The sequence below is a fragment of the Terrabacter sp. LjRoot27 genome, assembly GCF_964254175.1.
Lineage (GTDB): Bacteria > Actinomycetota > Actinomycetes > Actinomycetales > Dermatophilaceae > Terrabacter.
The window spans coordinates 3,132,148-3,156,961 of sequence record NZ_CAXUSS020000001.1 but is presented as its reverse complement, the minus strand read 5'-3'; the positions used below and the strand labels follow the sequence as shown (position 1 = coordinate 3,156,961).

Sequence of the window (24,814 nt, the reverse complement as noted above, 5' to 3'; positions counted from 1 at the left end):
GACCGCCCACCACGGGTCCGTACCCCCGCGAGGGGAGCGATTTGGGGATTCCCCGGGGAGCGGGCTAAAGTTCTCTTCGTCAGCCCGACAGGGAGGAACGGACGCCACCGCGGCGGCGAGAGATCGTCGAGCGAAGCTGGCCGGTCCCGGGGTCTGATGAGTGCCCGGAGTGTCCGACGGTGTCGGGCTCCGGTGAGTAGGACCCGCCCGCATCACCGTCGTTTGACTCGGTGGGGTGCGGCGGGTAAGTTTGAAGGGTTGCCCCGGAGGCCTCCTCGTTGAGGTGGTTGATGGTGCGTGTCCGATTCTTGAGAACTCAACAGCGTGTCAAAAATCGATGCCAATTACCTCGTCTCGGGGCTGGCGCGGTGCCACTGTTTGGTGGTGTCTGTGTCTGTTTCGGAACGAATTATCCTTTGGTTGAAACTGAATGATCAACTCTTTTTGAGCTGGTTGTTCGACTTCAGTCGGGTTTTCGAGCCCTTCAACGGGTTCAAAGTTTGCTCACTGTTTGGGTCTTCGGGCTTGGTGGTGGGTGTTTGAACATCAACGGAGAGTTTGATCCTGGCTCAGGACGAACGCTGGCGGCGTGCTTAACACATGCAAGTCGAACGGTGACGATCAAGCTTGCTTGGTCTGATCAGTGGCGAACGGGTGAGTAACACGTGAGTAACCTGCCCCAGACTCTGGGATAACCCCGGGAAACCGGAGCTAATACCGGATATGACACCAATCCGCATGGGTATGGTGTGGAAAGTTTTTCGGTCTGGGATGGACTCGCGGCCTATCAGCTTGTTGGTGAGGTAGTGGCTCACCAAGGCGACGACGGGTAGCCGGCCTGAGAGGGCGACCGGCCACACTGGGACTGAGACACGGCCCAGACTCCTACGGGAGGCAGCAGTGGGGAATATTGCACAATGGGCGGAAGCCTGATGCAGCGACGCCGCGTGAGGGATGACGGCCTTCGGGTTGTAAACCTCTTTCAGCAGGGAAGAAGCGCAAGTGACGGTACCTGCAGAAGAAGCACCGGCTAACTACGTGCCAGCAGCCGCGGTAATACGTAGGGTGCGAGCGTTGTCCGGAATTATTGGGCGTAAAGAGCTTGTAGGTGGTTTGTCGCGTCTGCTGTGAAAATCCGAGGCTCAACCTCGGACTTGCAGTGGGTACGGGCAGACTAGAGTGTGGTAGGGGAGACTGGAATTCCTGGTGTAGCGGTGGAATGCGCAGATATCAGGAGGAACACCGATGGCGAAGGCAGGTCTCTGGGCCATTACTGACACTGAGAAGCGAAAGCATGGGGAGCGAACAGGATTAGATACCCTGGTAGTCCATGCCGTAAACGTTGGGAACTAGGTGTGGGTCTCATTCCACGAGATCCGTGCCGCAGCTAACGCATTAAGTTCCCCGCCTGGGGAGTACGGCCGCAAGGCTAAAACTCAAAGGAATTGACGGGGGCCCGCACAAGCGGCGGAGCATGCGGATTAATTCGATGCAACGCGAAGAACCTTACCAAGGCTTGACATACACCGGAATCACTCAGAGATGGGTGCGTCTTCGGACTGGTGTACAGGTGGTGCATGGTTGTCGTCAGCTCGTGTCGTGAGATGTTGGGTTAAGTCCCGCAACGAGCGCAACCCTCGTTCTATGTTGCCAGCACGTCATGGTGGGGACTCATAGGAGACTGCCGGGGTCAACTCGGAGGAAGGTGGGGATGACGTCAAATCATCATGCCCCTTATGTCTTGGGCTTCACGCATGCTACAATGGCCGGTACAAAGGGCTGCGAAACCGCGAGGTGGAGCGAATCCCAAAAAACCGGTCTCAGTTCGGATTGGGGTCTGCAACTCGACCCCATGAAGTCGGAGTCGCTAGTAATCGCAGATCAGCAACGCTGCGGTGAATACGTTCCCGGGCCTTGTACACACCGCCCGTCAAGTCACGAAAGTCGGTAACACCCGAAGCCGGTGGCCCAACCCTTGTGGGGGGAGCCGTCGAAGGTGGGACTGGCGATTGGGACTAAGTCGTAACAAGGTAGCCGTACCGGAAGGTGCGGCTGGATCACCTCCTTTCTAAGGAGCATCTGATCGTGGACCTCGTGTCCGCGTTCCAGAGCCCGGTCTGTCCCCGAACGTGGGGCAGCGGGTGCTCAAGGGTGGAACATCGATTTTGGCACCTGGTCGAGCTGTCGCTCGCTAGTACAACCCGTTGAGGGCCCGTCAGGGCTGGAGGGAGTGGAACGCGGTGGGGGTTCGGGTGGGTGCTTGACACGTTGTTGGGTCCTGAAGGATCGGACGACACGCGCCGGCCCCGGTTGTTTCCGGGTCCGTTGGCGCGTGTGGGCTGGTTTTTCTGGTTGTGGGCCCTGCCGAGATCGCGAGCTGTGCTTGTGGTGGGTGTGGGGTGCCGGTTGTATTTTGAGAACTTCACAGTGGACGCGAGCATCTTTGTAGTGTCAAGTTTTTAAGGGCACACGGTGGATGCCTTGGCACCAGGAACCGAAGAAGGACGTAGGAATCTGCGATAAGCCTCGGGTAGTCGATAACCAGACTGTGATCCGAGGATTTCCGAATGGGGAAACCCGGCTGGAGGCAAGTCCAGTCACCCGCACCTGAATATATAGGGTGTGTGGAGGGAACGTGGGGAAGTGAAACATCTCAGTACCCACAGGAAGAGAAAACAACATGTGATTCCGTGAGTAGTGGCGAGCGAAAGCGGATGAGGCTAAACCGGGCGTGTGTGATAGCTGTCAGGCGTTGCACGTTCGGGGTCGTGGGACCCGCCATCCAGTGCTGACATGCTGGTAGGGAGTAAGAAATCTGCGTCATAGTCGAAGAGCATTGAATGGCTCGGCATAGAGGGTGCGACCCCCGTAGACGAAATGGTGTGGACTCCCGGTGGATTTCCCAAGTAGCACGGGGCCCGAGAAATCCCGTGTGAATCTGGCAGGACCACCTGCTAAGCCTAAATATTCCCTGGTGACCGATAGCGGACAAGTACCGTGAGGGAAAGGTGAAAAGTACCCCGGGAGGGGAGTGAAATAGATCCTGAAACCGTGTGCCTACAATCCGTTGGAGCCTCCCGCCGTTGGGCGTGTGGGGTGACAGCGTGCCTTTTGAAGAATGAGCCTGCGAGTTAGTGCTCAGTGGCGAGGTTAACCCGTGTGGGGAAGCCGTAGCGAAAGCGAGTCCGAATAGGGCGTTTGAGTCGCTGGGTCTAGACCCGAAGCGGAGTGATCTACCCATGGCCAGGTTGAAGCGCAGGTAAGACTGCGTGGAGGACCGAACCCACTTAGGTTGAAAACTGAGGGGATGAGCTGTGGGTAGGGGTGAAAGGCCAATCAAACTCCGTGATAGCTGGTTCTCCCCGAAATGCATTTAGGTGCAGCGTCACGTGTTTCTTGCCGGAGGTAGAGCTACTGGATAGCTAATGGGCCTCACCAGGTTACTGACGTTAGCCAAACTCCGAATGCCGGTAAGTGAGAGCGTGGCAGTGAGACTGCGGGGGATAAGCTCCGTAGTCGAGAGGGAAACAGCCCAGATCACCAGCTAAGGTCCCTAAGCGTGTGCTAAGTGGGAAAGGATGTGGAGTTGCTGTGACAACCAGGAGGTTGGCTTAGAAGCAGCCACCCTTTAAAGAGTGCGTAATAGCTCACTGGTCAAGTGATTCCGCGCCGACAATGTAGCGGGGCTCAAGCACACCACCGAAGCTGTGGCATTGACATACTGCTCGGCACCGACACCTGCGGGTTCGGTGTCCAGGCGTGTTGATGGGTAGGGGAGCGTCGTGTGGCCAGGGAAGCGGCGGTGTGAACCAGCCGTGGAGGCCACACGAGTGAGAATGCAGGCATGAGTAGCGAATGACGGGCGAGAAACCCGTCCGCCGAATAACCAAGGGTTCCAGGGTCAAGCTAATCTGCCCTGGGTAAGTCGGGACCTAAGGCGAGGCCGACAGGCGTAGTCGATGGACATCCGGTTGATATTCCGGAACCGGCGAAGAACCGCCCATGATGAACCCAGTGATGCTAAGTGCCTGAAGCACGCCCACCGGACCTTCGGGTCCATCGGGTGTGTGGAGCGCACGACCCGATCTGGTAGTAGTCAAGCGATGGAGTGACGCAGGAAGGTAGCCTCCGCGTGGCGATGGTTGTCCACGTCCAAGGGTGTAGGGCGCGATCCAGGCAAATCCGGATCGCATGAAGCCTGAGACCTGATAGTGACCGCGAATGCGGGAAGAGGGTGATCCTATGCTGCCGAGAAAAACTTCTAGCGAGGTTCGAGCCGCCCGTACCCCAAACCGACTCAGGTGGTTAGGTAGAGAATACCAAGGCGATCGAGTGAATCGTGGTTAAGGAATTCGGCAAAATACCCCCGTAACTTCGGGAGAAGGGGGGCCCTGATCGTGACGCCACTAGCTGGCTGAGCGTGATCGGCCGCAGAGACCAGGGAGAAGCGACTGTTTACTAAAAACACAGGTCCGTGCCAAGTCGCAAGACGATGTATACGGACTGACGCCTGCCCGGTGCTGGAACGTTAAGGGGACCGGTTAGCCTCACGGCGAAGCTGAGAACTTAAGCGCCAGTAAACGGCGGTGGTAACTATAACCATCCTAAGGTAGCGAAATTCCTTGTCGGGTAAGTTCCGACCTGCACGAATGGCGTAACGACTTCTCCACTGTCTCAACCACGAACTCGGCGAAATTGCACTACGAGTAAAGATGCTCGTTACGCGCAGCAGGACGGAAAGACCCCGGGACCTTTACTACAGCTTGGTATTGGTGTTCGGTACGGCTTGTGTAGGATAGGTGGGAGACTGTGAAGCCGTCACGTCAGTGATGGTGGAGTCAACGTTGAAATACCACTCTGGTCGTTCTGGATATCTAACCTCGGTCCGTGATCCGGATCAGGGACAGTGCCTGGTGGGTAGTTTAACTGGGGCGGTTGCCTCCTAAAAGGTAACGGAGGCGCCCAAAGGTTCCCTCAGCCTGGTTGGTAATCAGGTTTCGAGTGTAAGTGCACAAGGGAGCTTGACTGTGAGACAGACATGTCGAGCAGGGACGAAAGTCGGGACTAGTGATCCGGCGGTGGCTTGTGGAAGCGCCGTCGCTCAACGGATAAAAGGTACCCCGGGGATAACAGGCTGATCTTGCCCAAGAGTCCATATCGACGGCATGGTTTGGCACCTCGATGTCGGCTCGTCGCATCCTGGGGCTGGAGTAGGTCCCAAGGGTTGGGCTGTTCGCCCATTAAAGCGGTACGCGAGCTGGGTTTAGAACGTCGTGAGACAGTTCGGTCCCTATCCGCTGTGCGCGTAGGAAACTTGAGAAAGGCTGTCCCTAGTACGAGAGGACCGGGATGGACGAACCTCTGGTGTGTCAGTTGTTCTGCCAAGAGCACCGCTGATTAGCTACGTTCGGAAGTGATAACCGCTGAAAGCATCTAAGCGGGAAGCACGTTTCAAGATGAGGTTTCCAGGCCCGCGAGGGCGAGAGGCTCCCAGCTAGACTACTGGGTTGATAGGCCGGATGTGGAAGCACAGCAATGTGTGGAGCTGACCGGTACTAATAAGCCGATAACTTGACTTACAAAGATGCTACGCGTCCACTGTGCGGTTCCCGAGATACAAACGGGAAACCAACACCCACTGAATTGATATCTCCATAGAGTTTCGGCTGTCATAGCGAAGGGGAAACGCCCGGCTCCATTCCGAACCCGGAAGCTAAGCCCTTCAGCGCCGATGGTACTGCACTGGTGACGGTGTGGGAGAGTAGGACGCAGCCGGACAACCATTCACGACAACCCCGCCAGGACACCTGGCGGGGTTGTCGCATTCCCATGTCCATTCCCGGATACATTTGATGTCCACTAGTCTGGGCTCGTGCCTGAACTCATTCCCTCTCCGACCCGTATCCCCGTCCCCGGCGGCAAGGTCATCGACGAGCACGTCGGTGCCGTCAACACCCCGGACGCCGACCTCCAGGCCTCCGTGTCGGTCGCGCGGATGGTGGCGCCGGCCGGGTGGTCCGAGCCTTTCCAGACCCCGGAGTTCGACGAGATCACGCTCGTCCTGGCCGGGACGGTGCTCATCGACCACGACGGAGGCACGCTCGAGGTCGGAGCCGGCCAGTCGGTGATCACGCGCGGTGGTGAGCGCATCCGCTACTCGTGCGGTCCCGAGGGGGCCGAGTACGTCGCGGTCTGCCTTCCCGCCTTCGGTCCGGACTCCGTCCACCGCGAGGATGACGGCGACGCCGGAGCCACCGAGGACGCCTCGTGAGCGCCGACGACGTCCGTCGGGCCCCCAAGGTCCTGCTCCACGACCACCTCGACGGCGGCCTGCGCCCCCAGTCGATCATGGAGCTCGCGGCCGACGTCGGCTACGAGGCCCTGCCCGAGACCGAGGCCCAGGCCCTGGGCACGTGGTTCCGCGAGAGCGCGGACTCCGGGTCGCTGCCGCGCTACCTCGAGACCTTCGACCACACCCTGGCCGTGATGCAGACCCGCGAGGGCCTGTTCCGCGTCGCCAGCGAGTGCGCGCAGGACCTGGCTGCCGACGGCGTCGTCTACGCCGAGAGCCGTTATGCCCCCGAGCAGCACCTGACGCGTGGCCTGACGCTCGAGGGTGTCGTCGAGGCCGTCAACGCCGGTCTGCGCGACGGGGAGGCGAAGGCTGCGGCTGACGGTCACCCCATCCGGGTCACCTCGCTGCTGACGGCGATGCGCCATGCGGCGAAGTCGACCGAGATCGCCGAGCTGGCGATCCGCTACCGCGACCAGGGTGTGTCGGGCTTCGACATCGCGGGGGCGGAGGCCGGCTACCCGCCCACCCGCCACCTCGACGCGTTCGAGTACCTCCGCCGCGAGAACTTCCACTTCACGATCCACGCCGGCGAGGCCTTCGGGCTGCCCTCCATCTGGGAGGCCATCCAGTGGTGCGGCGCCGACCGGCTCGGCCACGGCGTCCGCATCGTCGACGACATCACCATCGACGGCGCACCGTTCGCGCAGTGGGTCGAGGGCAACAAGGACGACCCCGGTGCCCTGACGTCCCTGGAGCTGGACCGGGTGCGGCTGGGGAGGCTCTCCGCCTACGTCCGAGACAAGCGCATCCCCCTCGAGATGTGCCCGAGCAGCAACCTGCAGACCTCTGCTGCTCCGTCGATCGCGCTGCACCCGATCACCCTGCTGCGTCGCCTGCGCTTCCGCGTCACGCTCAACACCGACAACCGGCTCATGAGCGACACGTCGATGAGCAAGGAGGCGGCCCTGTTGCGCGACGAGGCCGGCTGGACGCTCGAGGACCTGCGCTGGGTGACGATCAACGCGATGAAGTCGGCGTTCATCCCCTTCGACGAGCGGCTCGCCCTCATCGACGACGTCATCAAGCCGGGGTACGCCGCTCTCGGCTACGAGGCCGCACCCGTCGCCTGAGGCCGTCGATCCGCCACGGTGCGAGATGGTCGCGGCGCCCACCGCGGTGGCGCGTGATCACCTCGAAGCCGAGAGCGCCCGGTGAGGAGATTCAGTCGAGGGCGAGAGCAGCCTCGACCGCGGCCTCGACGTGCAGACGGGTCGTGGGAAAGACCGGCACCTCCGCGTCGGACTGGTCCACGAGCAGCTCGATCTCGGTGCAGCCGAGGATGACGCCCTCGGCTCCCGCCGCGACGAGCCGGGCGATGACCTCGCGGTAGGCCTGCCGGGGCTCCTCGGTGACCACCCCGAGGCACAGCTCCTCGTAGATGATGCGGTGCACCACGGCGCGGTCGTCGCCGTCGGGCACGAGCACGGTCAGCCCGTGACCGGCGAGCCGGTCGCGCAGGAAGCCCTGCTCCATCGTGTAGGCCGTCGCGAGCAGCCCGACGCGTCCCAGGCCCGCGGCACGCACGGCCCGGCCTGTCACGTCGCCGATGTGCAGCAGGGGGACCGTGACGGCGGCCTCGATGGCGGGGGCCACCTTGTGCATCGTGTTGGTGCACAGGACGATGAGCTCGGCGCCTCCGGCCTCGAGTCCCGCAGCAGCCGTGGCCAGGAGCGCCCCCGCCTCGTCCCAGCGGGCCTCGGCCTGGAGCCGCTCGACCTCGGCGAAGTCGACGGAGTGCAGCAGCAGCCGCGCAGAGGCGAGGCCGCCCACGCGCTCACGGACCAGCTCGTTGGCGAGCCGGTAGTACTCCGCGCTCGACTCCCAGCTCATCCCGCCGAGCAGGCCGACGAGCCTCACGTCGACGTGCCGACGCCGAGCAGGGCGCCGAGCTCGGACTCCGCCTCGCGGGGGTGCAGGCAGCGGGCACCGTCGGCGCGAGCCTGCCCGACGACCCGCGGCTCGTCTCGCCAGAGGGCGAGCCCACGGCGCACGAGGATGTGCGGAGGCTTGCGGCGCTCGGAGAGGTCACGCACGAAGCGGCGCAGGGCCGTCAGGGTGCGGTTCTGTCGCACGCACAGGGCGTCTGCGAGCAGGCCTTCGCGACGCAGAGGCTCGACGAGGCGTCCGGCGAAGAGTCCCTCGGCCAGGACGAAGTCGGTCGGGCGCGCGTCCAGGACGTGCCGACCCGTCACCGCGGAGGCCCCGATGTCGTAGACGGGCACCTCGACGTGCCCATCGTCGACGAGCTGTCGCAGGGCGTCGACGGCCGCCCCCGCGTCCCACGAGTCGGCGTGGTCCCAGTCGGGGATGCCCAGGGGGGAGCGGGGCAGGGCCGGGTCGCTCGCCTCGCGGTAGAAGTCGTCGAGGCGGACGACGGGCCACCCGTGGCTGGCACTCAGCCGGGCCGAGAGCCGGCTCTTGCCCGCGCCGCTCGGTCCGGTGAGGAGGATGACCCGGCGACGGTCACGATCGGTCGCACCGGCCTCGGGTGCACTCACGGGGTCGGCCACGGGCTGCCCCGCCGGCTGCTCGCCCGCGGTGCCGCCCGAGCGGTGGTCGACCGACGCCACCTCGCCTCCTCAACCGATCCAGGGACCCGGGTCAGAGACCCTTGGGGTGCCAGACGGTCTTCGTCTCGACGAAGGCCCGGATGCGACCGAGGCCGGGGTCGGCGTTCCAGTCGGGCTCGACCGGAGCGCCGTCGGCCAGCGCCGGCCGGTAGACGCGCTTGAGGTTGCCTGCGGCCTCCGCCTCGAGGGCGGCCCAGTCGACGCCCTCGGCGCCGGCGACGCCCGTGAGGTCGATGGCGTTGACGTCACGGTGCGCGGCCAGCCACGTCGCCACCTCGGCGGTCTGGGCCGTGACGATGTTGACGACGCCACCGGGCACGTCGGACGTCGCGAGCACCTCGCTGAACGTCACAGCGGGAAGCGGACGAGCGGCCGACGACACGACGACGGCGGTGTTGCCCGACGCGATGACCGGGGCGACGACCGACACGAGACCGAGCAGCGAGGAGGCCTGCGGTGCAAGGACGCCCACCACACCGGTCGGCTCGGGCGCCGAGACGTTGAAGAAGGGGCCGGCGACGGGGTTGAGGTTGCCGAGCACCTGGGCGATCTTGTCGGTCCACCCGGCGTACCAGACGAGGCGGTCGACGGAGGCGTCGACGACGGCGCCCGCGGCGCGGACCGACAGGCCCTCGCTCGCGGCGACCTCCTCGACGAACTGGGCGCGGCGGCCCTCGAGCACCTCGGCGACGCGGTAGAGCACCTGGCCGCGGTTGTACGCGGTGGCCCCGGACCACTTGGCCAGCGCGCCGCGCGCCGCGACGACGGCGTCACGGACGTCCTTGCGCGAGCCCATCGCGGCGTTGGCGAGGAACTCGCCCGAGGCCGAGACGACCTCGTAGGAGCGACCGGACTCGCTGCGCGGGAACGCGCCACCGATGTAGAGCTTGTAGGTCTTGCGCACGTCGAGGCGGCTCATCGGGCGGCTCCCGTCAGGGTCGAAGGGGCGGTGGTGACGTAGGCCTCGAGGCCGTGGCGGCCGCCCTCGCGGCCGTAGCCCGACTCCTTGTAGCCACCGAAGGGCGAGGTCGGGTCGAAGCGGTTGAAGGTGTTGGCCCAGACGACGCCGGCGCGGAGCTGATCGGCCATCCAGAGGATGCGCGAGCCCTTCTCGGTCCAGACGCCGGCCGAGAGGCCGTAGGCCGAGTTGTTGGCCTTGGCGACCGCCTCCTGAGGCGTGCGGAAGGTCAGCACCGACAGGACCGGCCCGAAGATCTCCTCGGTTGCGACGCGGTGCGTCTGCGAGACACCGGTGAGCACCGTCGGGGGGAACCAGTAGCCCTTGGCGGGCAGCGTGCACTCGGGGCTCCAGCGCTCGGCGCCCTCGGCCACACCGGCCTCGACGAGCGAGGTGATGCGGTCGAGCTGGGCCTTGGAGTTGATCGCGCCGAGGTCGCTGTTCTTGTCCATCGGGTCACCGACGCGCAGCGTGCCGAGGCGACGCTTGAGCTTGGCGACGACCTGGTCGTGGACGTTCTCCTGGACGAGCAGGCGCGAGCCGGCGCAGCAGACCTGGCCCTGGTTGAAGAAGATGCCGCCCACGATGCCCTCGACCGCCTGGTCGAGCGGGGCGTCGTCGAAGACGATGTTGGCAGCCTTGCCGCCGAGCTCGAGCGTCGCCTTCTTCGACGTGCCCGCGATGGACCGGGCGATCGCCTTGCCGACCTCGGTCGAGCCGGTGAAGGCGATCTTGTCGACGTCCGGGTGCTCGACGAGCGCCTGACCCGTGCGGCCGTCACCGGTGATGATGTTGACGACGCCGGCCGGCAGGTCGGCCTGCTGGCAGACCTCGGCGAAGAGCAGCGCGCTCAGCGGGGTGGTCTCGGCGGGCTTGAGCACGACGGTGTTGCCCGTCGCGAGGGCCGGTGCGATCTTCCAGGCGAGCATGAGCAGCGGGAAGTTCCACGGGATGACCTGGCCGACCACGCCGTGCGGGCGCGGCACGTCGGCGCCCGAGGCGGACAGGCCGGCATACTCCAGCTTGTCGGCCCAGCCCGCGTGGTAGAAGAAGTGGGCGGCGGCGACCGGTACGTCGACGTCGCGGGTCTCCTTGATCGGCTTGCCGTTGTCGAGCGTCTCGAGGACGGCGAACTCGCGGGCCCGCTCCTGCAGGATGCGGGCGATGCGGAAGAGGTACTTGCCGCGCTCGGCGCCGCTCATGCGGCCCCAGACCCCCTCGTAGGCGCGGCGGGCCGCGGCGACGGCCTTGTCGACGTCCTTGGGGCCGGCCTGGCTCACCTCGGCGAGGACCGTCTCGTCGGCGGGGTTGATCGTGGGGAAGGTCGCCTTGGGCCGCGTGAAGGCGCCGTCGATGAAGAGCCCGTAGGACTTCTCGATCGTGACGATGGCGCGCGACTCCGGCGCTGGGGCGTACTCGAACTTCGGCATCAGGGTGTCTTTCGTGGGCGCTGTCGTGTGAGGCGCGGTCGGTCAGTCAGGCGCGGTCAGTCGATCGTCACGTAGTCGGCGCCGGAGTAGGCACCCGTGGCGAGCTTCTGACGCTGCAGGATGAGGTCGTTGAGCAGGCTCGAGGCGCCGAAGCGGAACCACTCGGGCGTGAGCCAGTCGTCGCCGGCGATCTCACTGACCATGACGAGGTACTTGATGGCGTCCTTGGTGGTCTTGATGCCACCGGCCGGCTTGACCCCGACCTGGCTGCCGGTGAGCTCGCGCCAGTCGCGCACGGCCTCGAGCATGATGAGCGTGACCGGGAGGGTGGCCGCGGGCTGCACCTTGCCGGTGGACGTCTTGATGAAGTCGCCGCCCGCGAGCATCGAGAGGTAGGAGGCACGGCGGACGTTGTCGTAGGTGACGAGCTCGCCCGTCTCCATGATGACCTTGAGGTGCGCCGTGCCACAGGCCTGCTTGACCTCGGCGATCTGGTTGAAGACCGTGAGGTAGTCGCCCGAGAGGAACGCCCCGCGGTCGATGACCATGTCGATCTCGTCGGCACCGGCCTCGACGGCGTCGCGGGTGTCGGCGAGCTTGACCGGCATGCTCGCTCGCCCGGACGGGAAGGCGGTCGCCACGGCAGCGACGTGGAGGCCGCTGTCGCCGAGCGCGGCCTTCGCGGTCGCGACCATGTCGCCGTAGACGCAGATCGCGGCGGGCCGCGGCGTCGTCGGGTCGAGCGGGTCGGGCACGAGGGCCTTGGCGCACAGCGACCGGACCTTGCCGACCGTGTCGGAGCCCTCGAGGGTCGTCAGGTCGATCATCCCGATGGCGGTGTCGATCGCCCAGGCCTTGCTCGTCGTCTTGATCGAGCGGGTGCCGAGCGACGCGGCCCGGGCCTCGCAGCCGACCTGGTCGACGCCGGGGAGCCCGTGCAGCCAGGAGGTCAGGGCATGGTTCGTCAGGCGCGACACCCCGAGGACGTCCCGCGCCTGCGCGGTGAGGTCCTGCGCGGAGCGCGTCGTGGTGCTAACTGTCACCACGGGAGTCTATCCACCTATCGAGACGGCCCGTGACGCGTGAGAGAGTCTGTCCGTGAGCCCCGACGTGTCCCCGCCGCCCTCCGACTCACCCGCCGAGGAGCACCTCGAGCGCGTCGCCCTGCGCGACGCCCGCACGCTCCGGCCGGGCTCGTCGGTCACCGTCGGCGTCATCGGCGCGGTCGCCGGTGTCGCCCTGCTCGTGCCCGCCGTGCTGACCGAGCCGCGCAGCTGGACCCTCATCTCGACGGTGGTGCTCGCCCTCGTGCTGCTGTGGCTGTTCGTCGTGCGCCCGTGCGTCGTCATCCACGCCGAGGGCATCCGCCTCGTCAACCCGGTGCGCGTCGTCGACGTCACGTGGCCCGCCATCAGCGAGGTCCGGTCACGATGGGCCCTCGAGCTCGTCGCGGACGGCCGTCGCTACACCGCGTGGGGCGTCCCGGCCGACCCGGGCCGCCCGAGGTACGGCCGCGGCATGCTGACCGTGGGGGCCAACAAGGTGCGCGGCAAGGGGACCACCGAGGAGCCGACGAAGTCCAAGGTCGAGGCGCAGGCCGTCGCGGCCGAGGTCGAGGCGCGCATGAGCGCCGACCGCAAGCGCAAGGACGGCCGGACGCCGCGCATCGCCCACCAGGTCTGGGACCCGGTCTCCGTCGGCCTGCTCCTCGCCGCCGCGGCCTTCTTCGTCATCGGGACGTTCGTCGTCTGACGGTCCGCGGGTGACCCCGCCCCACGCGTACGCTGTCGATGGCGTACGCGCGGGGCTCGCTCACAGGGACGTGAGGCGTTCGAGGTCGGCCCGGACCCGGGCCAGGCGGGTCTCGGCCACCGCGCGGGACTCACCGAGCGAGGCCGGACCGGCCACCGGCTCGATGACCTCGAGGTAGACCTTCACCTTGGGCTCGGTCCCGCTCGGGCGCACGATGACCCGCGAGCGGTCGGTCAGGTGGTAGCGCAGGCCCTCGGTGGGCGGCAGCCCTCCGTCGCCCTCGGCGAGGTCGTCGACGCGGTCGACGTCGACGCCGGCCACGGTGGTCGGCGGCTCGGCGCGCAGCCGTCCCATGAGGGTCTCGATCTGGGCGAGATCCGAGACGCGCACCGAGAACGAGTCGGTCGCGTGCACCCCGTGCTCGATCGCGAGGTCGTCGAGCAGGTCGATGAGGGTGCGGCCCTGCGCCTTGAGGGTGGCCGCGAGCTCGGCGAGCAGCAGGGCGGCGCTGACGCCGTCCTTGTCGCGCACCAGCTGCGGCGCGACGCAGTAGCCGAGGGCCTCCTCGTAGCCGTAGCGCAGCCGGTCGACGCGGGAGATCCACTTGAAGCCGGTCAGCGTCTCCTCGTGGGCGAGCCCGGCGGCCTTGGCGATCGAGGCGAGCAGGCGCGAGGACACGATCGAGTTGGCGAAGACGTCCCGGCGCGAGATGCCGCGCCGCACGATGTGCGCACCGAGCAGCGCCCCCACCTCGTCGCCGCGCAGCATCCGCCAGTCGCCGAGGGCGGGGTCGAGCACGGCCGCGGCGCACCGGTCGGCGTCGGGGTCGTTGGCGATGACGAGGTCGCACCCGACGGCGCGGGCGCGGGCGAGTGCGAGGTCGATCGCACCCTTCTCCTCGGGGTTGGGGAAGGCGACGGTGGGGAAGTCCGGGTCGGGCACGGCCTGCTCGTCGACGACGACCGGTGCCGCGAAGCCCGCCTGGACGAAGGCCGTGTGCACCGTGCCGTGGCCGACGCCGTGCAGGCTCGTGTGGACGATGCGGAGGTCACGCGGTGAGTGCGGGTCGACGACGCTGACGACGGCGTCGACGTAGTCCTCGAGGAGGTTGTCGCCGAGCGTCTCCCAGCCCTCGGCGGCGCGGGGCACGTCGGCCACCCGCTCGACGTGTCCGATGTGGGCGGCGATCTGCGCGTCGGCGGGCGGCACGATCTGGCTGCCGTCGCCGAGGTAGACCTTGTAGCCGTTGTCCTGGGGCGGGTTGTGGCTCGCCGTCACCATGACGCCCGCGTCGGCACCGAGGTGGCGGATCGCGAAGGCGAGGACCGGCGTGGGCAGCGGCTGGGGGAGCAGCAGCGCCCGGCCACCGGCCGCGACGACGACGGCCGCGGTGTCACGGGCGAAGACGTCGGAGTTGTAGCGCGCGTCGTAGCCGACGACGACGGTCGGTGCGTCGCCGCAGCGCCCCTCGTCCTTGAGGTATGCCGTGAGGCCGGCGGCCGCCCGGATGACGACGCTGCGGTTCATCCGGTTGGGACCGGCACCGAGGGCTCCGCGCAGCCCCGCGGTCCCGAACTCGAGCAGGCCGGACATGCGGTCGGCGAGGTCGGCCGCGGCGTCCGCGTCGCCCTCCGTGGCACGCGCGAGGACGGCGTCGAGCTCGTCACGCGTCGTCGGGTCCGGGTCGTCGTCGCGCCAGGCCCTCGCCGCGGCATACAGGGTCTCGGTGGTGTCGACGGTCGTCATCAGAGGCGCCCCACGACCGCAGCGAGCAGCCGACCGCACCGATCGGCGGCGGCCTGGCCGGCCTCGAGCACCTCGGCGTGGCTGAGCGGCTGGTCCGAGATGCCCGCGGCGAGGTTGGTGACGAGCGAGATGCCGAGCACGTCGAGCCCGCTCTGGCGGGCCGCGATGGCCTCGAGCGTCGTCGACATGCCGACGAGGTCGCCGCCGATGACCTTGGCCATCTGGACCTCGGCCGGGGTCTCGTAGTGCGGTCCGCGGAACTGGACGTAGACGCCCTCGTCGAGGTCGGCGTCGACCTCGCGGGCGAGGTCGCGCAGCCGCGGGGTGTAGAGGTCGGTGAGGTCGACGAAGTTCGCCCCCTCGATGGGGGAGTGCGCGGTGAGGTTGATGTGGTCGCGGATGAGGACCGGGGTGCCGGGCGACCACGCGGGGTTGAGGCCGCCGCACCCGTTGGTCAGCACGATCGTCGAGCAGCCCGCGGCCTTCGCGGTGCGGACGCCGTGGACGACCGCGCGCACGCCGCGTCCCTCGTAGAAGTGGGTGCGGGTGCCGAAGACGAGAGCCCGACGGCCGGTGTCGCCGATCGCGACGGAGCGCATGCTGCCCGAGTGGCCGGCCACGGCGGCCTTGTGGAAGCCGGGGACGTCGGCGTTCTCGACGGTCGCGAGCGTCTCACCGATGAGGTCGGCGGTCTGGCCCCAGCCCGAGCCGAGCACGAGCGCGACGTCGTGGTGGTCGACGCCGGTGCGCTCGGCGATGACGGCGGCGGCGTCGGCGGCGACGTCGAAGGGGTCGGTGGAGGGGTCGCTGAGATCACGGTGGGAACGGGTCACGCTCAGGACTCTAGCGAGGTCGACGCGGGGCAGGAACCGATCCCCGGTGGTGCCGCAGGGGCCGACCGGGCCCGGCGCGGAGGATGGTTGGATGGTCCCGTGATCACGCGCGAGACATCCGTTGTCATCATCGGCGGCGGCCCCGGGGGCTACGAGGCGGCCCTCGTCGCGGCCCAGCTCGGGGCGCAGGTCACGATCGTCGAGAAGGACGGCCTCGGCGGCGCGGCGGTCCTCACCGACTGCGTGCCCAGCAAGGCCCTCATCGCGACCGCCGACTACATGTCCGACTTCGAGACGGCCTCACGCCTCGGGGTGCGGCTGCAGGACGACGACGGCGACGAGGTGTCCGACGCCGTCGCCCAGGCGGACACCGTCAACGACCGTATCCTCGAGCTCGCCGCCGCCCAGAGCGCCGACATCCAGGGCAGCCTCGAGCAGGTCGGCGTCACCGTGCTGCGTGGCACCGCCCGGCTCGCCGGCCGCGAACGTGTCGTGGCCGAGCTCGCCGACGGCACGACGCAGGAGCTGACCGCCCACGTCGTCCTCGTCGCGACCGGCGCGGCGCCCCGCGTCATGGACACGATGCGACCCGACGGCGAGCGCATCCTCACGTGGCAGCAGATCTACTCCCTCCACGAGCTCCCGGAGCGCATCATCGTCATCGGCTCCGGCGTCACCGGCGCCGAGCTCGCCCAGGCCTACCTCGGCCTCGGCTCCCAGGTCGTGCTCGTCTCCTCCCGCGACCGGGTGCTCCCCGGCGAGGACGCCGACGCCGCCACCGTCATCGAGGACGTCTTCCGCAAGCGCGGCATGGAGGTCATGGGCAAGTCCCGGGCGGCCTCGGTGGAGCGCACCGCCGACGGCGTCGTCGTGACGCTCGTCGACGGACGCACGGTCGAGGGCTCGCACGCCCTGCTCGCCGTCGGCTCCGTGCCCAACACCGCGGGACTCGGCCTCGAGGAGGCGGGCGTCGAGCTCAGCCCCTCCGGGCACGTTCAGGTCGACCGCGTCTCTCGCACCAGCGTCGGCGGCGTCTACGCGGCCGGCGACTGCACCGGGGTGCTGCCGCTCGCCTCCGTCGCGGCCATGCAGGGACGCATCGCCATGTGGCACGCGCTCGGCGATGCCGTGTCGCCGCTCAACGTCCGTGGCGTCGCCGCCAACATCTTCACCGAGCCCGAGATCGCGACCGTCGGGATCAGCCAGAACGCGGCCGACGAGTCACCCGACGTCGAGTCGGTCACCCTGCCCCTCGCCCGCAACCCGCGCGCCAAGATGCAGGGCATCAGCGACGGCTTCGTCAAGCTCTTCTGCCGCAAGGTCTACGGCACGGTGCTCGGCGGCGTCGTCGTCGCGCCGAAGGCCTCCGAGCTCATCTACCCCGTGGCGCTCGCCGTGCAGAACCGGCTCAGCGTCGACCAGGTGTCGAGCACCATCACGGTCTACCCGTCGCTCTCCGGCTCGATCGCCGAGGCGGCGCGCCAGCTGCACCAGTCCGACTGACCCGACTGACGCCCCGACTGACGCCCGGACCGGCACCCCGGCTGACGCGTCGGCGACCCCGGAGGCCCGCGGCACTGCGCGCCACCCCGGGACCCGGCCTGACGGCATACGTCGTCGGTGGCGGGTCAGTGCCGCTCGTCGCCCGGCGCGGGACGGTCCGCCTGCTCGCGCTCGAGCTCGGCGAGACGGTCCTCCTCGGCCCACCGCTCCCGGCGGCGACGGGAGACCACCTGGCGCAGCTTCTTCTGGAGCGGGTACACGACCGCGGCCACGACGATGAGGATGACGAGGTTCGCCACGGAGAAGACGGGCTGGTCGGCCGTGGCAGTGGGGAGGGTCGCAAACACATGAGCAGTGTGCCAGAGGCGTAGCGTCGGGCCCGTGGCGGCGTCGTCGCCACGTCAGGGAGGCCGCCCGTGCTGCGGGCGGAGGTCCCTGAGCAGGTCGGACCGTGGAGGCACACGCAGTGAGCGACTGGATCCAGAAGGCCAAGGACTTCGTCAAGGGGCACCCCGAGCAGGCCCAGCAGGGTCTCGACAAGGCCGAGGAGCTCATCAACGAGCGCACCGGCGGGAAGTACGCAGACAAGGTCGACCAGGGCACCGACAAGCTCAAGGAGGGCCTCGGCCTGCCGCCCGACGCCGAGGGCACGCAGCCGCCCGGCGCCCCCGAGCCGCCGGCTCAGCCGGTGCCGGCCCCGAGCCCTGCGCCGACGCCGACGCCCGAGCCCGCGCCGACCCCGGAGCCGGCGCCGACACCGGAACCCGCCCCCACCCCGACCCCCGGTCCGGGGCCCTCGGAGCCGAGGCCGCCGGTCGACCCGACCGACCCGGCCCCCGTCGACCCCCACCTGCCCGGTGGACCCGGACCCTCGGAGATCCCGCCCGCGGGCGAGCCCGCCGGTGAGCAGGACCTGCCCGGCGTCCCCGACCCCAACCTGCCCGGCACCGGCGAGGGCGACATCACCCTCGGCGACCCGCCGGCCAAGCAGGGCTGACGCGACACCGCCCACCCGGCGACGCACGAGGGCCGACCTGCCTCGCGGCAGGTCGGCCCTCGTCGTGTGTCCTGCGGCGCTCAGCCCTCGGCGGCGTCCGCGATCTCGGCGAGCACGGCGCCCGACGTGACGGTCTCACCGACCTTCGCGGTCAGGCCGGAGACGACACCGGCCTTGTGCGCGGTGATCGGCTGCTCCATCTTCATCGCCTCGAGGACGATGACCAGATCGCCCGCCGCGACGGTCGCGCCCTCCTCGACGGCGATCTTGACGATGGTGCCCTGCATCGGCGCCGTGAGGGAGTCGCCGGAGGCCGCGCCACCGGACTTGCCCCCACCGGACCGCTTCGGCGCCTTCTTCTTCGCCGCGGACGCGGTCCCGCCACCACCGAGCGACAGGCCGCCCGGGAGCGAGACCTCGAGGCGCTTGCCCCCCACCTCGACGACGACGGTCTGACGCTCCTCGGCCTCGGCGGACTCGGCCGACCCACCGGCATACGCCTCGATGGTGTTGTCGAACTCCGTCTCGATCCAACGGGTGTGGATCGAGAAGGGCGCGCCGTCGGTGGGCGCGAAGGCGGGGTCGGCGACGACGGCCCGGTGGAAGGGGACGACGGTCGGCATGCCCTCGATGGTCAGCTCGGCCAGCGCCCGGCGGGAGCGCTCGATGGCCTGCTCCCGGGTGCGGCCGGTGACGACGAGCTTGGCGATCATCGAGTCGAACGCGCCGGCGACGGTGTCGCCCTCGACGATGCCGGCGTCCCAGCGCACGCCGGGTCCCTGCGGCACGACCATGCGGCTCACGGTGCCCGGCGCCGGGAGGAAGCCACGGCCGGCGTCCTCGCCGTTGATCCGGAACTCGATCGAGTGGGCGTGCGGCTCGGGGTCGCCGTAGTCGAGGGACTCGCCGTTCGCAATGCGGAACTGCTCGCGCACGAGGTCGATGCCGGTGACCTCCTCGGTCACGGGGTGCTCGACCTGCAGGCGGGTGTTGACCTCGAGGAAGCTGATGTCGCCCGCCGGACCGACGAGGAACTCGCACGTGCCGGCGCCGACGTAGCCGGCCTCCTTGAGGATCGCCTTGCTCGCGCGGAGCAGCTCCGTGTGCTGCTCCTCGGTGAGGAAGGGCGCGGGAGCCTCCTCGACGAGCTTCTGGTTGCGGCGCTGGAGCGAGCAGTCGCGCGTCGACACGACGACGACGTTGCCGTGCTGGTCGGCGAGGCACTGCGTCTCGACGTGGCGCGGGTGGTCGAGGAAGCGCTCGACGAAGCACTCGCCGCGGCCGAAGGCCGTCACGGCCTCGCGCACCGCAGAGTCGTAGAGGTCGGGGATCTCCTCCATCGCACGGGCGACCTTCAGGCCGCGTCCGCCGCCGCCGTAGGCCGCCTTGATCGCGACGGGGAGCCCGTGCTCCTTGGCGAACTCGACGACCTCGTCGGCCCCGGACACGGGGTCCTTCGTCCCGGGCACGAGCGGGGCGCCGGCCTTCGTCGCGATGTGTCGCGCCTTGACCTTGTCGCCGAGCGAGTCGATGGCCTGCGGCCCGGGGCCGATCCAGACCAGTCCGGCGTCGATGACGGCCTGGGCGAACGACGCGTTCTCGGCGAGGAAGCCGTAGCCGGGGTGGACGGCGTCGGCGCCGGCCTGGCGGGCGACGTCGAGCAGCTTCTCCTGGACGAGGTAGCTCTCGCCGGGGGTCGAGCCCCCGAGGGCGTACGCCTCGTCGGCGACCTTGACGTGCAGGGCATCCCGGTCCGGGTCGGCGTAGACCGCGACCGAGGCGATCCCGCTGTCCGCGCACGCCCGCGCGATGCGGACGGCGATCTCACCACGGTTTGCGATCAGTACCTTGCTGATGGGTGCCATGGATCGGACTCTATCGGGCTGACGTCACGTCAATTCGGCCTCCTCGGCCGTATTCCCGGTCGTCTCGGAGTGAGGTCGCGCACACCACCGCGGTCGGGTCCGGCCTAGCGTGGACGCCATGACGACACACGGGTCAGTCCCCACCCTCGAGCTCGGCCACGCCTCCACCCCCGGCCTCACGATCCCGCAGATCGGCTTCGGTGTCTGGGAGGTGCCGGACGCCGCCGTCGACGCCGCCTTCGGGCAGGCCCTCGACGCCGGCTACCGCCACATCGACACCGCCCGCATCTACGGGAACGAGGAGGGCGTCGGCCGGGTCCTCGCCCGGGACGACGTCGACCGCGACGACGTCTTCGTCACGACGAAGGTCTGGAACGACGACCACGCGCAGGTGCCCGCCGCCTTCGACGCGTCGATGCAGCGCCTCGGCATCGAGGTCCTCGACCTCTACCTCATCCACTGGCCGGCCCCGCAGCAGGACGCCTACGTCGACGCCTGGCGGGCGATGCTCGAGCTCCAGCGCGAGGGCCGGGTCCGCTCGGTCGGTGTCTGCAACTTCCAGGTGCCCCACCTGCAGCGGCTGCTCGACGAGACCGGGGTCCTGCCGTCGGTCAACCAGGTCGAGCTGAGCCCGTACCTCCAGCAGCGGGAGCTGCGCGCCTTCCACGCCGAGCACGGCATCGTCACCGAGGCCTGGAGCCCGCTCGCCGTGCGTGCCGGTCTGCTCGACGACCCGGTCGTCGTCGACCTCGCCGCGAAGCACGCGGTGACGCCGGCCCGGCTCGTGCTGCGCTGGCACGTCGAGCTCGGCAACGTCGTGCTGACGCGTTCGGTCACCCCGGCCCGCATCGTCGAGAACGTCGACATCTTCGGGTTCAGCCTCGGCGAGGACGACCTCGAGGCCCTCGCCGGGCTCGACCGGGGCACGCGCACCGGACCCGACCCGGACACCTTCGGCTGACCTGACGCGGGGCGCGTCCCAGCCACTAGATTGGCAGTCATGGGACTGTTCTCGCGCAAGGGCAAGGACGACACCGACGAGCCTTCGGGCGTCGAGCCCGCGGTCGGCGAGGACTCGGACGACGCACTCGGCCCAGACCTCACCGGCCGACCTGTGGCGGTGCCGCTCGGCGACGAGGAGCGGGCGCGCATCGCCTCGGCGCTCGAGCACGCCGCCGCCGACGGGGTGGACGTCGACGACCTCGCGTCGATCGGCGCCCACTACGACTCGGCCTACCGTCGGTGGGCCGACGAGGGCGGCTCCGGGGAGGGGCCCGACGTCGTCGTCGAGACGTATGCCGTCGCCATCGGCGAGCACCTCGCGCGCCACAGCGCGCGTGACTGGGCGATCGTCACCGACGTCTTCGGCACCGATCTCGGCCTCGTGGCGGCACGCGCCGACACGGTGGTCGTGCCGCACAACCTCGTCGGTGCACGGTGGATGCGCGGCGAGACCGGCTGGATCCCCGGCGTCGTCTCCCACCTCGCCGGCATCCGCCCTCGCTCCCGCTGAGCAGGCCCCTAGGATCGCCGGCATGGACAGTGCCGCCCCGGACGGGCCCGACCGACGCAGCAAGCGCGACCTGGAGGAGGGGATCCAGCGCGACTTCACGCGCAAGATGTCCTACGGCGACTACCTGCGGCTGGACACCCTCCTCAGCGCGCAGCAGCCGCTGAGCGAGCCGCCGCAGCACGACGAGCTGCTCTTCATCATCCAGCACCAGACCTCGGAACTGTGGCTCAAGCTCCTGATCCACGAGCTGCGTTCTGCCAGAAGCCTGCTCAAGGCCGACGAGCTGGCGCCGGCACTCAAGCGGCTCGCGCGCGTCAAGCACATCCAGCACACGCTGACCGACCAGTGGTCGGTGCTCGCGACCCTGACGCCGAGCGAGTACGCCGAGATCCGACCCTTCCTCGCCGCGAGCTCGGGCTTCCAGTCGGCTCAGTACCGCGAGGTCGAGTTCCTCCTCGGCAACAAGAACCCCGACATGGTGGCGGTGTTCTCCCACGACGAGGGCGCCCGTTCGGCGCTCGACGCGCTGCTGCACGAGCCGAGCCTCTACGACGAGTTCCTCGCCTACCTCGCACGACGGGGGTATGCCGTCCCGGCCGGCCTGCTCGACCGTGACTGGACGCAGCCCTACCGCCACGACGAGGGCCTCGTCGACGTCTTCGCGGCCGTCTACGCCCAGCCCGACGAGCACTGGGGCGTCTACGAGACGTGCGAGGAGCTCGTCGACCTGGAGGACAACTTCCAGCAGTGGCGGTTCCGGCACCTCCAGGTGGTGCAGCGCACGATCGGGCAGAAGACCGGGACCGGGGGCTCGACCGGAGTGGACTTCCTGCGTCGTGCGCTCGACCTGACCTTCTTCCCGGAGCTCTATGAGGTGCGCACCCGCATCGGGGGCTGACCGGAGGGTCCTTCCGGTGTGCCGCGCTCGTGTCTGACGTTGCCGGGGTAGGTGTCATGCGCCACGGTGGTGTCACAGCGACATTCGTGGCGCGACCACACCAGACGCATGGGAGGCGACGTGGCTCAGGTTGCAACGGATCAGGAGACGCACGAGGGCGGCGAGCTCAAACGGGTCATGGGGCCGGGGCTGCTCCTGCTCTTCATCGTCGGCGACATCCTCGGGACGGGCGTCTACGCCCTGACGGGAGACGTCGCTGCCGAGGTGGGGGGAGCGGCGTGGGCGCCGTTCATCGTCGCGTTCGCCATCGCGATGGTCACGGCCTTCTCGTACCTCGAGCTCGTGACGAAGTACCCGCAGGCGGCGGGGGCGGCGCTATACACGCACAAGGCGTTCGGCATCCACTTCCTGACGTTCATCGTCGCGTTCACCGTCATGTGCTCGGGCATCACGTCGGCGTCGACGGCGTCGCGCGCGTTCGCGTCGAACCTCGCGAAGGGCTTCGGCCTCGACGACGAGAACGCGACGTTGATCATGCTCGTCGCGCTGGGGTTCATGGCCGTCGTGGCCCTCGTCAACCTGCGCGGTGTGGGGGAGAGCGTCAAGGCCAACATCGTCCTGACGCTCGTCGAGCTGTCGGGGCTGCTGCTCGTCATCTTCGTCGGCTTCTTCGCGATCTTCGCGGGCAAGGGTGACTTCTCGCGGACGATGATCTTCGAGTCGCCGAGCGACAAGTCCACCTTCTTCGCCGTGACGGCGGCGACCTCGCTGGCCTTCTTCGCGATGGTCGGCTTCGAGGACTCGGTCAACATGGCCGAGGAGACGAAGGACCCGGTGCGCATCTTCCCGAAGATGATGATCACGGGCATCGGCATCACCGGGGTCATCTACGTCCTGGTGTCGTTGTGCGCTGTCGCGATCGTGCCCGTGGGCGACCTCGCGGCCAGCGACACACCCCTCGTGACGGTGGTCGAACGGGCGGCGCCGGGTGTGCCGATCAAGGACCTGCTCCCCTTCATCTCGATGTTCGCCGTCGCGAACTCGGCTCTGATCAACATGCTCATGGCGTCGCGGCTGCTCTACGGGATGAGCCGCCAGGAGGTGCTGCCGCACTTCCTGGGCAAGGTGCACCCGCGCCGCCAGACGCCGTGGGCGGCCATCGTCTTCACGACGCTCCTGGCCTTCGGGCTCATCATCTACGTGTCGGGAGCGAGCGAGGACGCGGTCTCGGCCCTCGGTGGCACGACGTCGCTGCTGCTCCTCGGGGTCTTCACGATCGTCAACATCGTCGTCCTCGTCCTGCGTCGCGACCCGCAGCAGAGCGACCACTTCGTCACCCCGTCGGTGCTGCCGGTCATCGGGGCGATCTGCTGCTTCTTCCTCGTGCTGCCCTTCTCCGGCCGACCGGCGGAGCACTACACGATCGGCGGCGGCCTGCTCGCCCTCGGCGTCGTGCTCTGGGCGTTGACGTGGATGGCCAACCGTGGCCTGCGCGCGAAGAAGACGTACTTCCGTGACACGGACGACCTCAGCGGCGGTGGGCCCGTCAACTAGGCCTGCTCAGCTCGCCCGGCCATCGGTGCCCTCGCGCTCCTCGTCGGTCTCGACGGGGAGCGCGAGGTGTCTGCGGTCCCGGTATCGGCGCGGCTCGCACTGGCACGGGCACTCGGCGATGCACAGCTCCTCGAAGCAGGCGTCGGGGCACGCGCACTCGACGTCGGCGACGGGTGGTGCGTCGACGCGTGGCTGCCGTCCTCGCATGAGACGGCGCCGGAGGGCGAGCGTGGGCTCGGTCGGGTGGTCGGTCGGGCGTTCGCGGTGCGGTGCGGCTTCGGCCAGGTCGTCCCGGGCGGCGCGGTGGCGGAACCAGCCCCGAGCCTCGGGCCGGTCGTAGCGCGGGAAGGCCCAGCGTTCGAACGGCACCTCGTCGGGTGGGGCGACGTCGAGGTGGGCCGGGAACCGTCGGCCCTGGTTGTCCCGCACGGTGTCGACCGGCACGGGCCGCACCTCGTTCCCGTCGCCGTCGACGACGACGAGACGCAACCCGGCCACGGCCAGGATCTCTTCGAAGAGCCGAAGAGGCGGCGCCGCGACGTTCGTCTCGTACCTGCCGACCGTGCTCGAGGAGACACCGAGGAGCGCGGCCAGATCGCGCTGGCTGAGGTCAGCCATCCGTCGGGCGCGCACGACGTAGCGCGCGACCTCATCTCGTCTCTGCTCATTCGCGGGATCAGCGCTCATGAGGTGATCCTGAGGACGCGCACCGACAGGTCACGGGTCTCCCCGGCCGCACATCCACAGGCGCAGCCTTCAGGGCAGGGGATGTGGACGACCCCTACGTCAGTGCCCCGCACCACGGAGCAGTGACCGACCCTGTGGGCGTGGAACCGTCGA

At 68.3% G+C, this 24,814-nt stretch carries 19 protein-coding genes and 3 rRNA genes; 12 read left to right on the top strand and 10 right to left on the bottom strand.

The genetic code is table 11. The features are described 5' to 3' along the window. Positions 1–546 precede the first annotated feature (546 nt). From ACSQ2D_RS14660 to ACSQ2D_RS14640, 5 genes are all read left to right on the top strand, one after another. A 16S ribosomal RNA gene (locus tag ACSQ2D_RS14660) occupies positions 547–2,068 on the top strand. Positions 2,069–2,449: 381 nt separating this feature from the next. Further along, positions 2,450–5,579: ribosomal RNA gene (locus ACSQ2D_RS14655) — 23S ribosomal RNA — on the top strand. Positions 5,580–5,661: 82 nt separating this feature from the next. Further along, a 5S ribosomal RNA gene (gene rrf, locus ACSQ2D_RS14650) occupies positions 5,662–5,778 on the top strand. Together the 16S, 23S and 5S rRNA genes form the textbook arrangement of a ribosomal RNA operon. Positions 5,779–5,872: 94 nt before the next feature. After that, positions 5,873–6,271: a cupin domain-containing protein gene (locus ACSQ2D_RS14645; protein WP_435986668.1), complete on the top strand. Its 399-nt coding sequence runs from the start codon at positions 5,873–5,875 to the stop codon at positions 6,269–6,271. After that, on the top strand, positions 6,268–7,425 hold the full coding sequence (locus ACSQ2D_RS14640; protein ID WP_435986667.1) for an adenosine deaminase: 1,158 nt from the start codon (positions 6,268–6,270) through the stop codon (positions 7,423–7,425). Before ACSQ2D_RS14645 ends, ACSQ2D_RS14640 begins: the two co-directional genes overlap by 4 nt. Positions 7,426–7,516: 91 nt before the next feature. On the opposite strand, the gene ACSQ2D_RS14635 is transcribed toward ACSQ2D_RS14640, so the two are convergent. The 5 genes from ACSQ2D_RS14635 to deoC are packed head-to-tail and all read right to left on the bottom strand — an operon-like array spanning position 7,517 to position 12,356. Further along, entirely contained in the window at positions 7,517–8,212 is a 696-nt protein-coding gene (locus ACSQ2D_RS14635; RefSeq protein ID WP_435986666.1) for an aspartate/glutamate racemase family protein, read from the bottom strand. Continuing rightward, positions 8,209–8,925 carry a uridine kinase family protein gene (locus ACSQ2D_RS14630; RefSeq protein WP_435986665.1) on the bottom strand — a complete coding sequence of 239 codons (717 nt, stop codon included), beginning with the start codon at positions 8,923–8,925 and terminating at the stop codon, positions 8,209–8,211. Before ACSQ2D_RS14630 ends, ACSQ2D_RS14635 begins: the two co-directional genes overlap by 4 nt. A gap of 31 nt (positions 8,926–8,956) precedes the next feature. Then, a complete protein-coding gene (locus ACSQ2D_RS14625) occupies positions 8,957–9,844 on the bottom strand; it encodes an aldehyde dehydrogenase family protein (RefSeq protein ID WP_435986664.1) in 888 nt (295 codons plus the stop codon). Continuing rightward, positions 9,841–11,313, bottom strand: coding sequence for an aldehyde dehydrogenase family protein (locus ACSQ2D_RS14620; protein WP_435986663.1), 1,473 nt, complete (start codon positions 11,311–11,313; stop codon positions 9,841–9,843). Before ACSQ2D_RS14620 ends, ACSQ2D_RS14625 begins: the two co-directional genes overlap by 4 nt. Before the next feature lie 56 nt (positions 11,314–11,369). Then, the gene (gene deoC / locus ACSQ2D_RS14615; RefSeq protein ID WP_435986662.1) at positions 11,370–12,356 is read right to left on the bottom strand and encodes a deoxyribose-phosphate aldolase; all 987 of its coding nucleotides are present in this window, start codon (positions 12,354–12,356) and stop codon (positions 11,370–11,372) included. A 55-nt stretch (positions 12,357–12,411) separates the two neighbouring features. On the opposite strand from deoC, the gene ACSQ2D_RS14610 reads away from it, so the two are divergent. Then, positions 12,412–13,065: a PH domain-containing protein gene (locus ACSQ2D_RS14610; RefSeq protein WP_435986661.1), complete on the top strand. Its 654-nt coding sequence runs from the start codon at positions 12,412–12,414 to the stop codon at positions 13,063–13,065. 60 nt (positions 13,066–13,125) lie between these two features. Here ACSQ2D_RS14610 and ACSQ2D_RS14605 read toward each other — a convergent pair whose 3' ends face one another. Together ACSQ2D_RS14605 and ACSQ2D_RS14600 are read right to left on the bottom strand one after the other, a co-directional pair. After that, complete coding sequence (locus ACSQ2D_RS14605; RefSeq protein WP_435986660.1) at positions 13,126–14,811, bottom strand: phospho-sugar mutase; 1,686 nt, start codon at positions 14,809–14,811, stop codon at positions 13,126–13,128. Continuing rightward, complete coding sequence (locus tag ACSQ2D_RS14600; RefSeq protein WP_435986659.1) at positions 14,811–15,644, bottom strand: purine-nucleoside phosphorylase; 834 nt, start codon at positions 15,642–15,644, stop codon at positions 14,811–14,813. Before ACSQ2D_RS14600 ends, ACSQ2D_RS14605 begins: the two co-directional genes overlap by 1 nt. Before the next feature lie 99 nt (positions 15,645–15,743). Between ACSQ2D_RS14600 and ACSQ2D_RS14595 the strand changes: the two genes are divergently transcribed. After that, positions 15,744–17,147, top strand: a complete 1,404-nt coding sequence (locus tag ACSQ2D_RS14595; protein WP_435986658.1) for an NAD(P)H-quinone dehydrogenase — start codon at positions 15,744–15,746, stop codon at positions 17,145–17,147. A gap of 125 nt (positions 17,148–17,272) precedes the next feature. Here the strand turns inward: ACSQ2D_RS14595 and ACSQ2D_RS14590 are convergent, their stop codons facing one another. After that, the gene (locus ACSQ2D_RS14590) at positions 17,273–17,494 is read right to left on the bottom strand and encodes a hypothetical protein (RefSeq protein WP_435986657.1); all 222 of its coding nucleotides are present in this window, start codon (positions 17,492–17,494) and stop codon (positions 17,273–17,275) included. A gap of 119 nt (positions 17,495–17,613) precedes the next feature. Between ACSQ2D_RS14590 and ACSQ2D_RS14585 the strand changes: the two genes are divergently transcribed. Further along, positions 17,614–18,144 (top strand): Rv0909 family putative TA system antitoxin, encoded by a 531-nt coding sequence (locus ACSQ2D_RS14585; protein ID WP_435986656.1) that lies wholly within the window; start codon positions 17,614–17,616, stop codon positions 18,142–18,144. Between the two features lie 80 nt (positions 18,145–18,224). Here the strand turns inward: ACSQ2D_RS14585 and ACSQ2D_RS14580 are convergent, their stop codons facing one another. Next, the gene (locus ACSQ2D_RS14580; protein WP_435986655.1) at positions 18,225–20,009 is read right to left on the bottom strand and encodes an acetyl/propionyl/methylcrotonyl-CoA carboxylase subunit alpha; all 1,785 of its coding nucleotides are present in this window, start codon (positions 20,007–20,009) and stop codon (positions 18,225–18,227) included. 118 nt (positions 20,010–20,127) lie between these two features. Between ACSQ2D_RS14580 and ACSQ2D_RS14575 the strand changes: the two genes are divergently transcribed. From ACSQ2D_RS14575 to ACSQ2D_RS14560, 4 genes are all read left to right on the top strand, one after another. Continuing rightward, positions 20,128–20,970 carry an aldo/keto reductase gene (locus ACSQ2D_RS14575; protein WP_435986654.1) on the top strand — a complete coding sequence of 281 codons (843 nt, stop codon included), beginning with the start codon at positions 20,128–20,130 and terminating at the stop codon, positions 20,968–20,970. A 39-nt stretch (positions 20,971–21,009) separates the two neighbouring features. Then, positions 21,010–21,522 (top strand): DUF3806 domain-containing protein, encoded by a 513-nt coding sequence (locus ACSQ2D_RS14570; protein ID WP_435986653.1) that lies wholly within the window; start codon positions 21,010–21,012, stop codon positions 21,520–21,522. A 22-nt stretch (positions 21,523–21,544) separates the two neighbouring features. Beyond that, positions 21,545–22,420 (top strand): tryptophan 2,3-dioxygenase, encoded by an 876-nt coding sequence (kynA, locus tag ACSQ2D_RS14565; protein ID WP_435986652.1) that lies wholly within the window; start codon positions 21,545–21,547, stop codon positions 22,418–22,420. A gap of 108 nt (positions 22,421–22,528) precedes the next feature. Beyond that, entirely contained in the window at positions 22,529–23,974 is a 1,446-nt protein-coding gene (locus tag ACSQ2D_RS14560; RefSeq protein ID WP_435986651.1) for an APC family permease, read from the top strand. A 6-nt stretch (positions 23,975–23,980) separates the two neighbouring features. Here ACSQ2D_RS14560 and ACSQ2D_RS14555 read toward each other — a convergent pair whose 3' ends face one another. Next, entirely contained in the window at positions 23,981–24,661 is a 681-nt protein-coding gene (locus ACSQ2D_RS14555) for a helix-turn-helix domain-containing protein (RefSeq protein ID WP_435986650.1), read from the bottom strand. Positions 24,662–24,814: the final 153 nt, after the last annotated feature.

Coding starts and splice junctions, on each gene's coding strand:
- ACSQ2D_RS14625 (WP_435986664.1), bottom strand. CDS start 9,844: ATGAGCCGCCTCGACGTGCGCAAGACCTACAAGCTCTACATCGGTGGC.
- ACSQ2D_RS14620 (WP_435986663.1), bottom strand. CDS start 11,313: ATGCCGAAGTTCGAGTACGCCCCAGCGCCGGAGTCGCGCGCCATCGTC.
- ACSQ2D_RS14605 (WP_435986660.1), bottom strand. CDS start 14,811: ATGACGACCGTCGACACCACCGAGACCCTGTATGCCGCGGCGAGGGCC.
- ACSQ2D_RS14580 (WP_435986655.1), bottom strand. CDS start 20,009: ATGGCACCCATCAGCAAGGTACTGATCGCAAACCGTGGTGAGATCGCC.
- ACSQ2D_RS14575 (WP_435986654.1), top strand. CDS start 20,128: ATGACGACACACGGGTCAGTCCCCACCCTCGAGCTCGGCCACGCCTCC.
- ACSQ2D_RS14570 (WP_435986653.1), top strand. CDS start 21,010: ATGGGACTGTTCTCGCGCAAGGGCAAGGACGACACCGACGAGCCTTCG.
- kynA (WP_435986652.1), top strand. CDS start 21,545: ATGGACAGTGCCGCCCCGGACGGGCCCGACCGACGCAGCAAGCGCGAC.
- ACSQ2D_RS14560 (WP_435986651.1), top strand. CDS start 22,529: ATGGGAGGCGACGTGGCTCAGGTTGCAACGGATCAGGAGACGCACGAG.
- ACSQ2D_RS14555 (WP_435986650.1), bottom strand. CDS start 24,661: ATGAGCGCTGATCCCGCGAATGAGCAGAGACGAGATGAGGTCGCGCGC.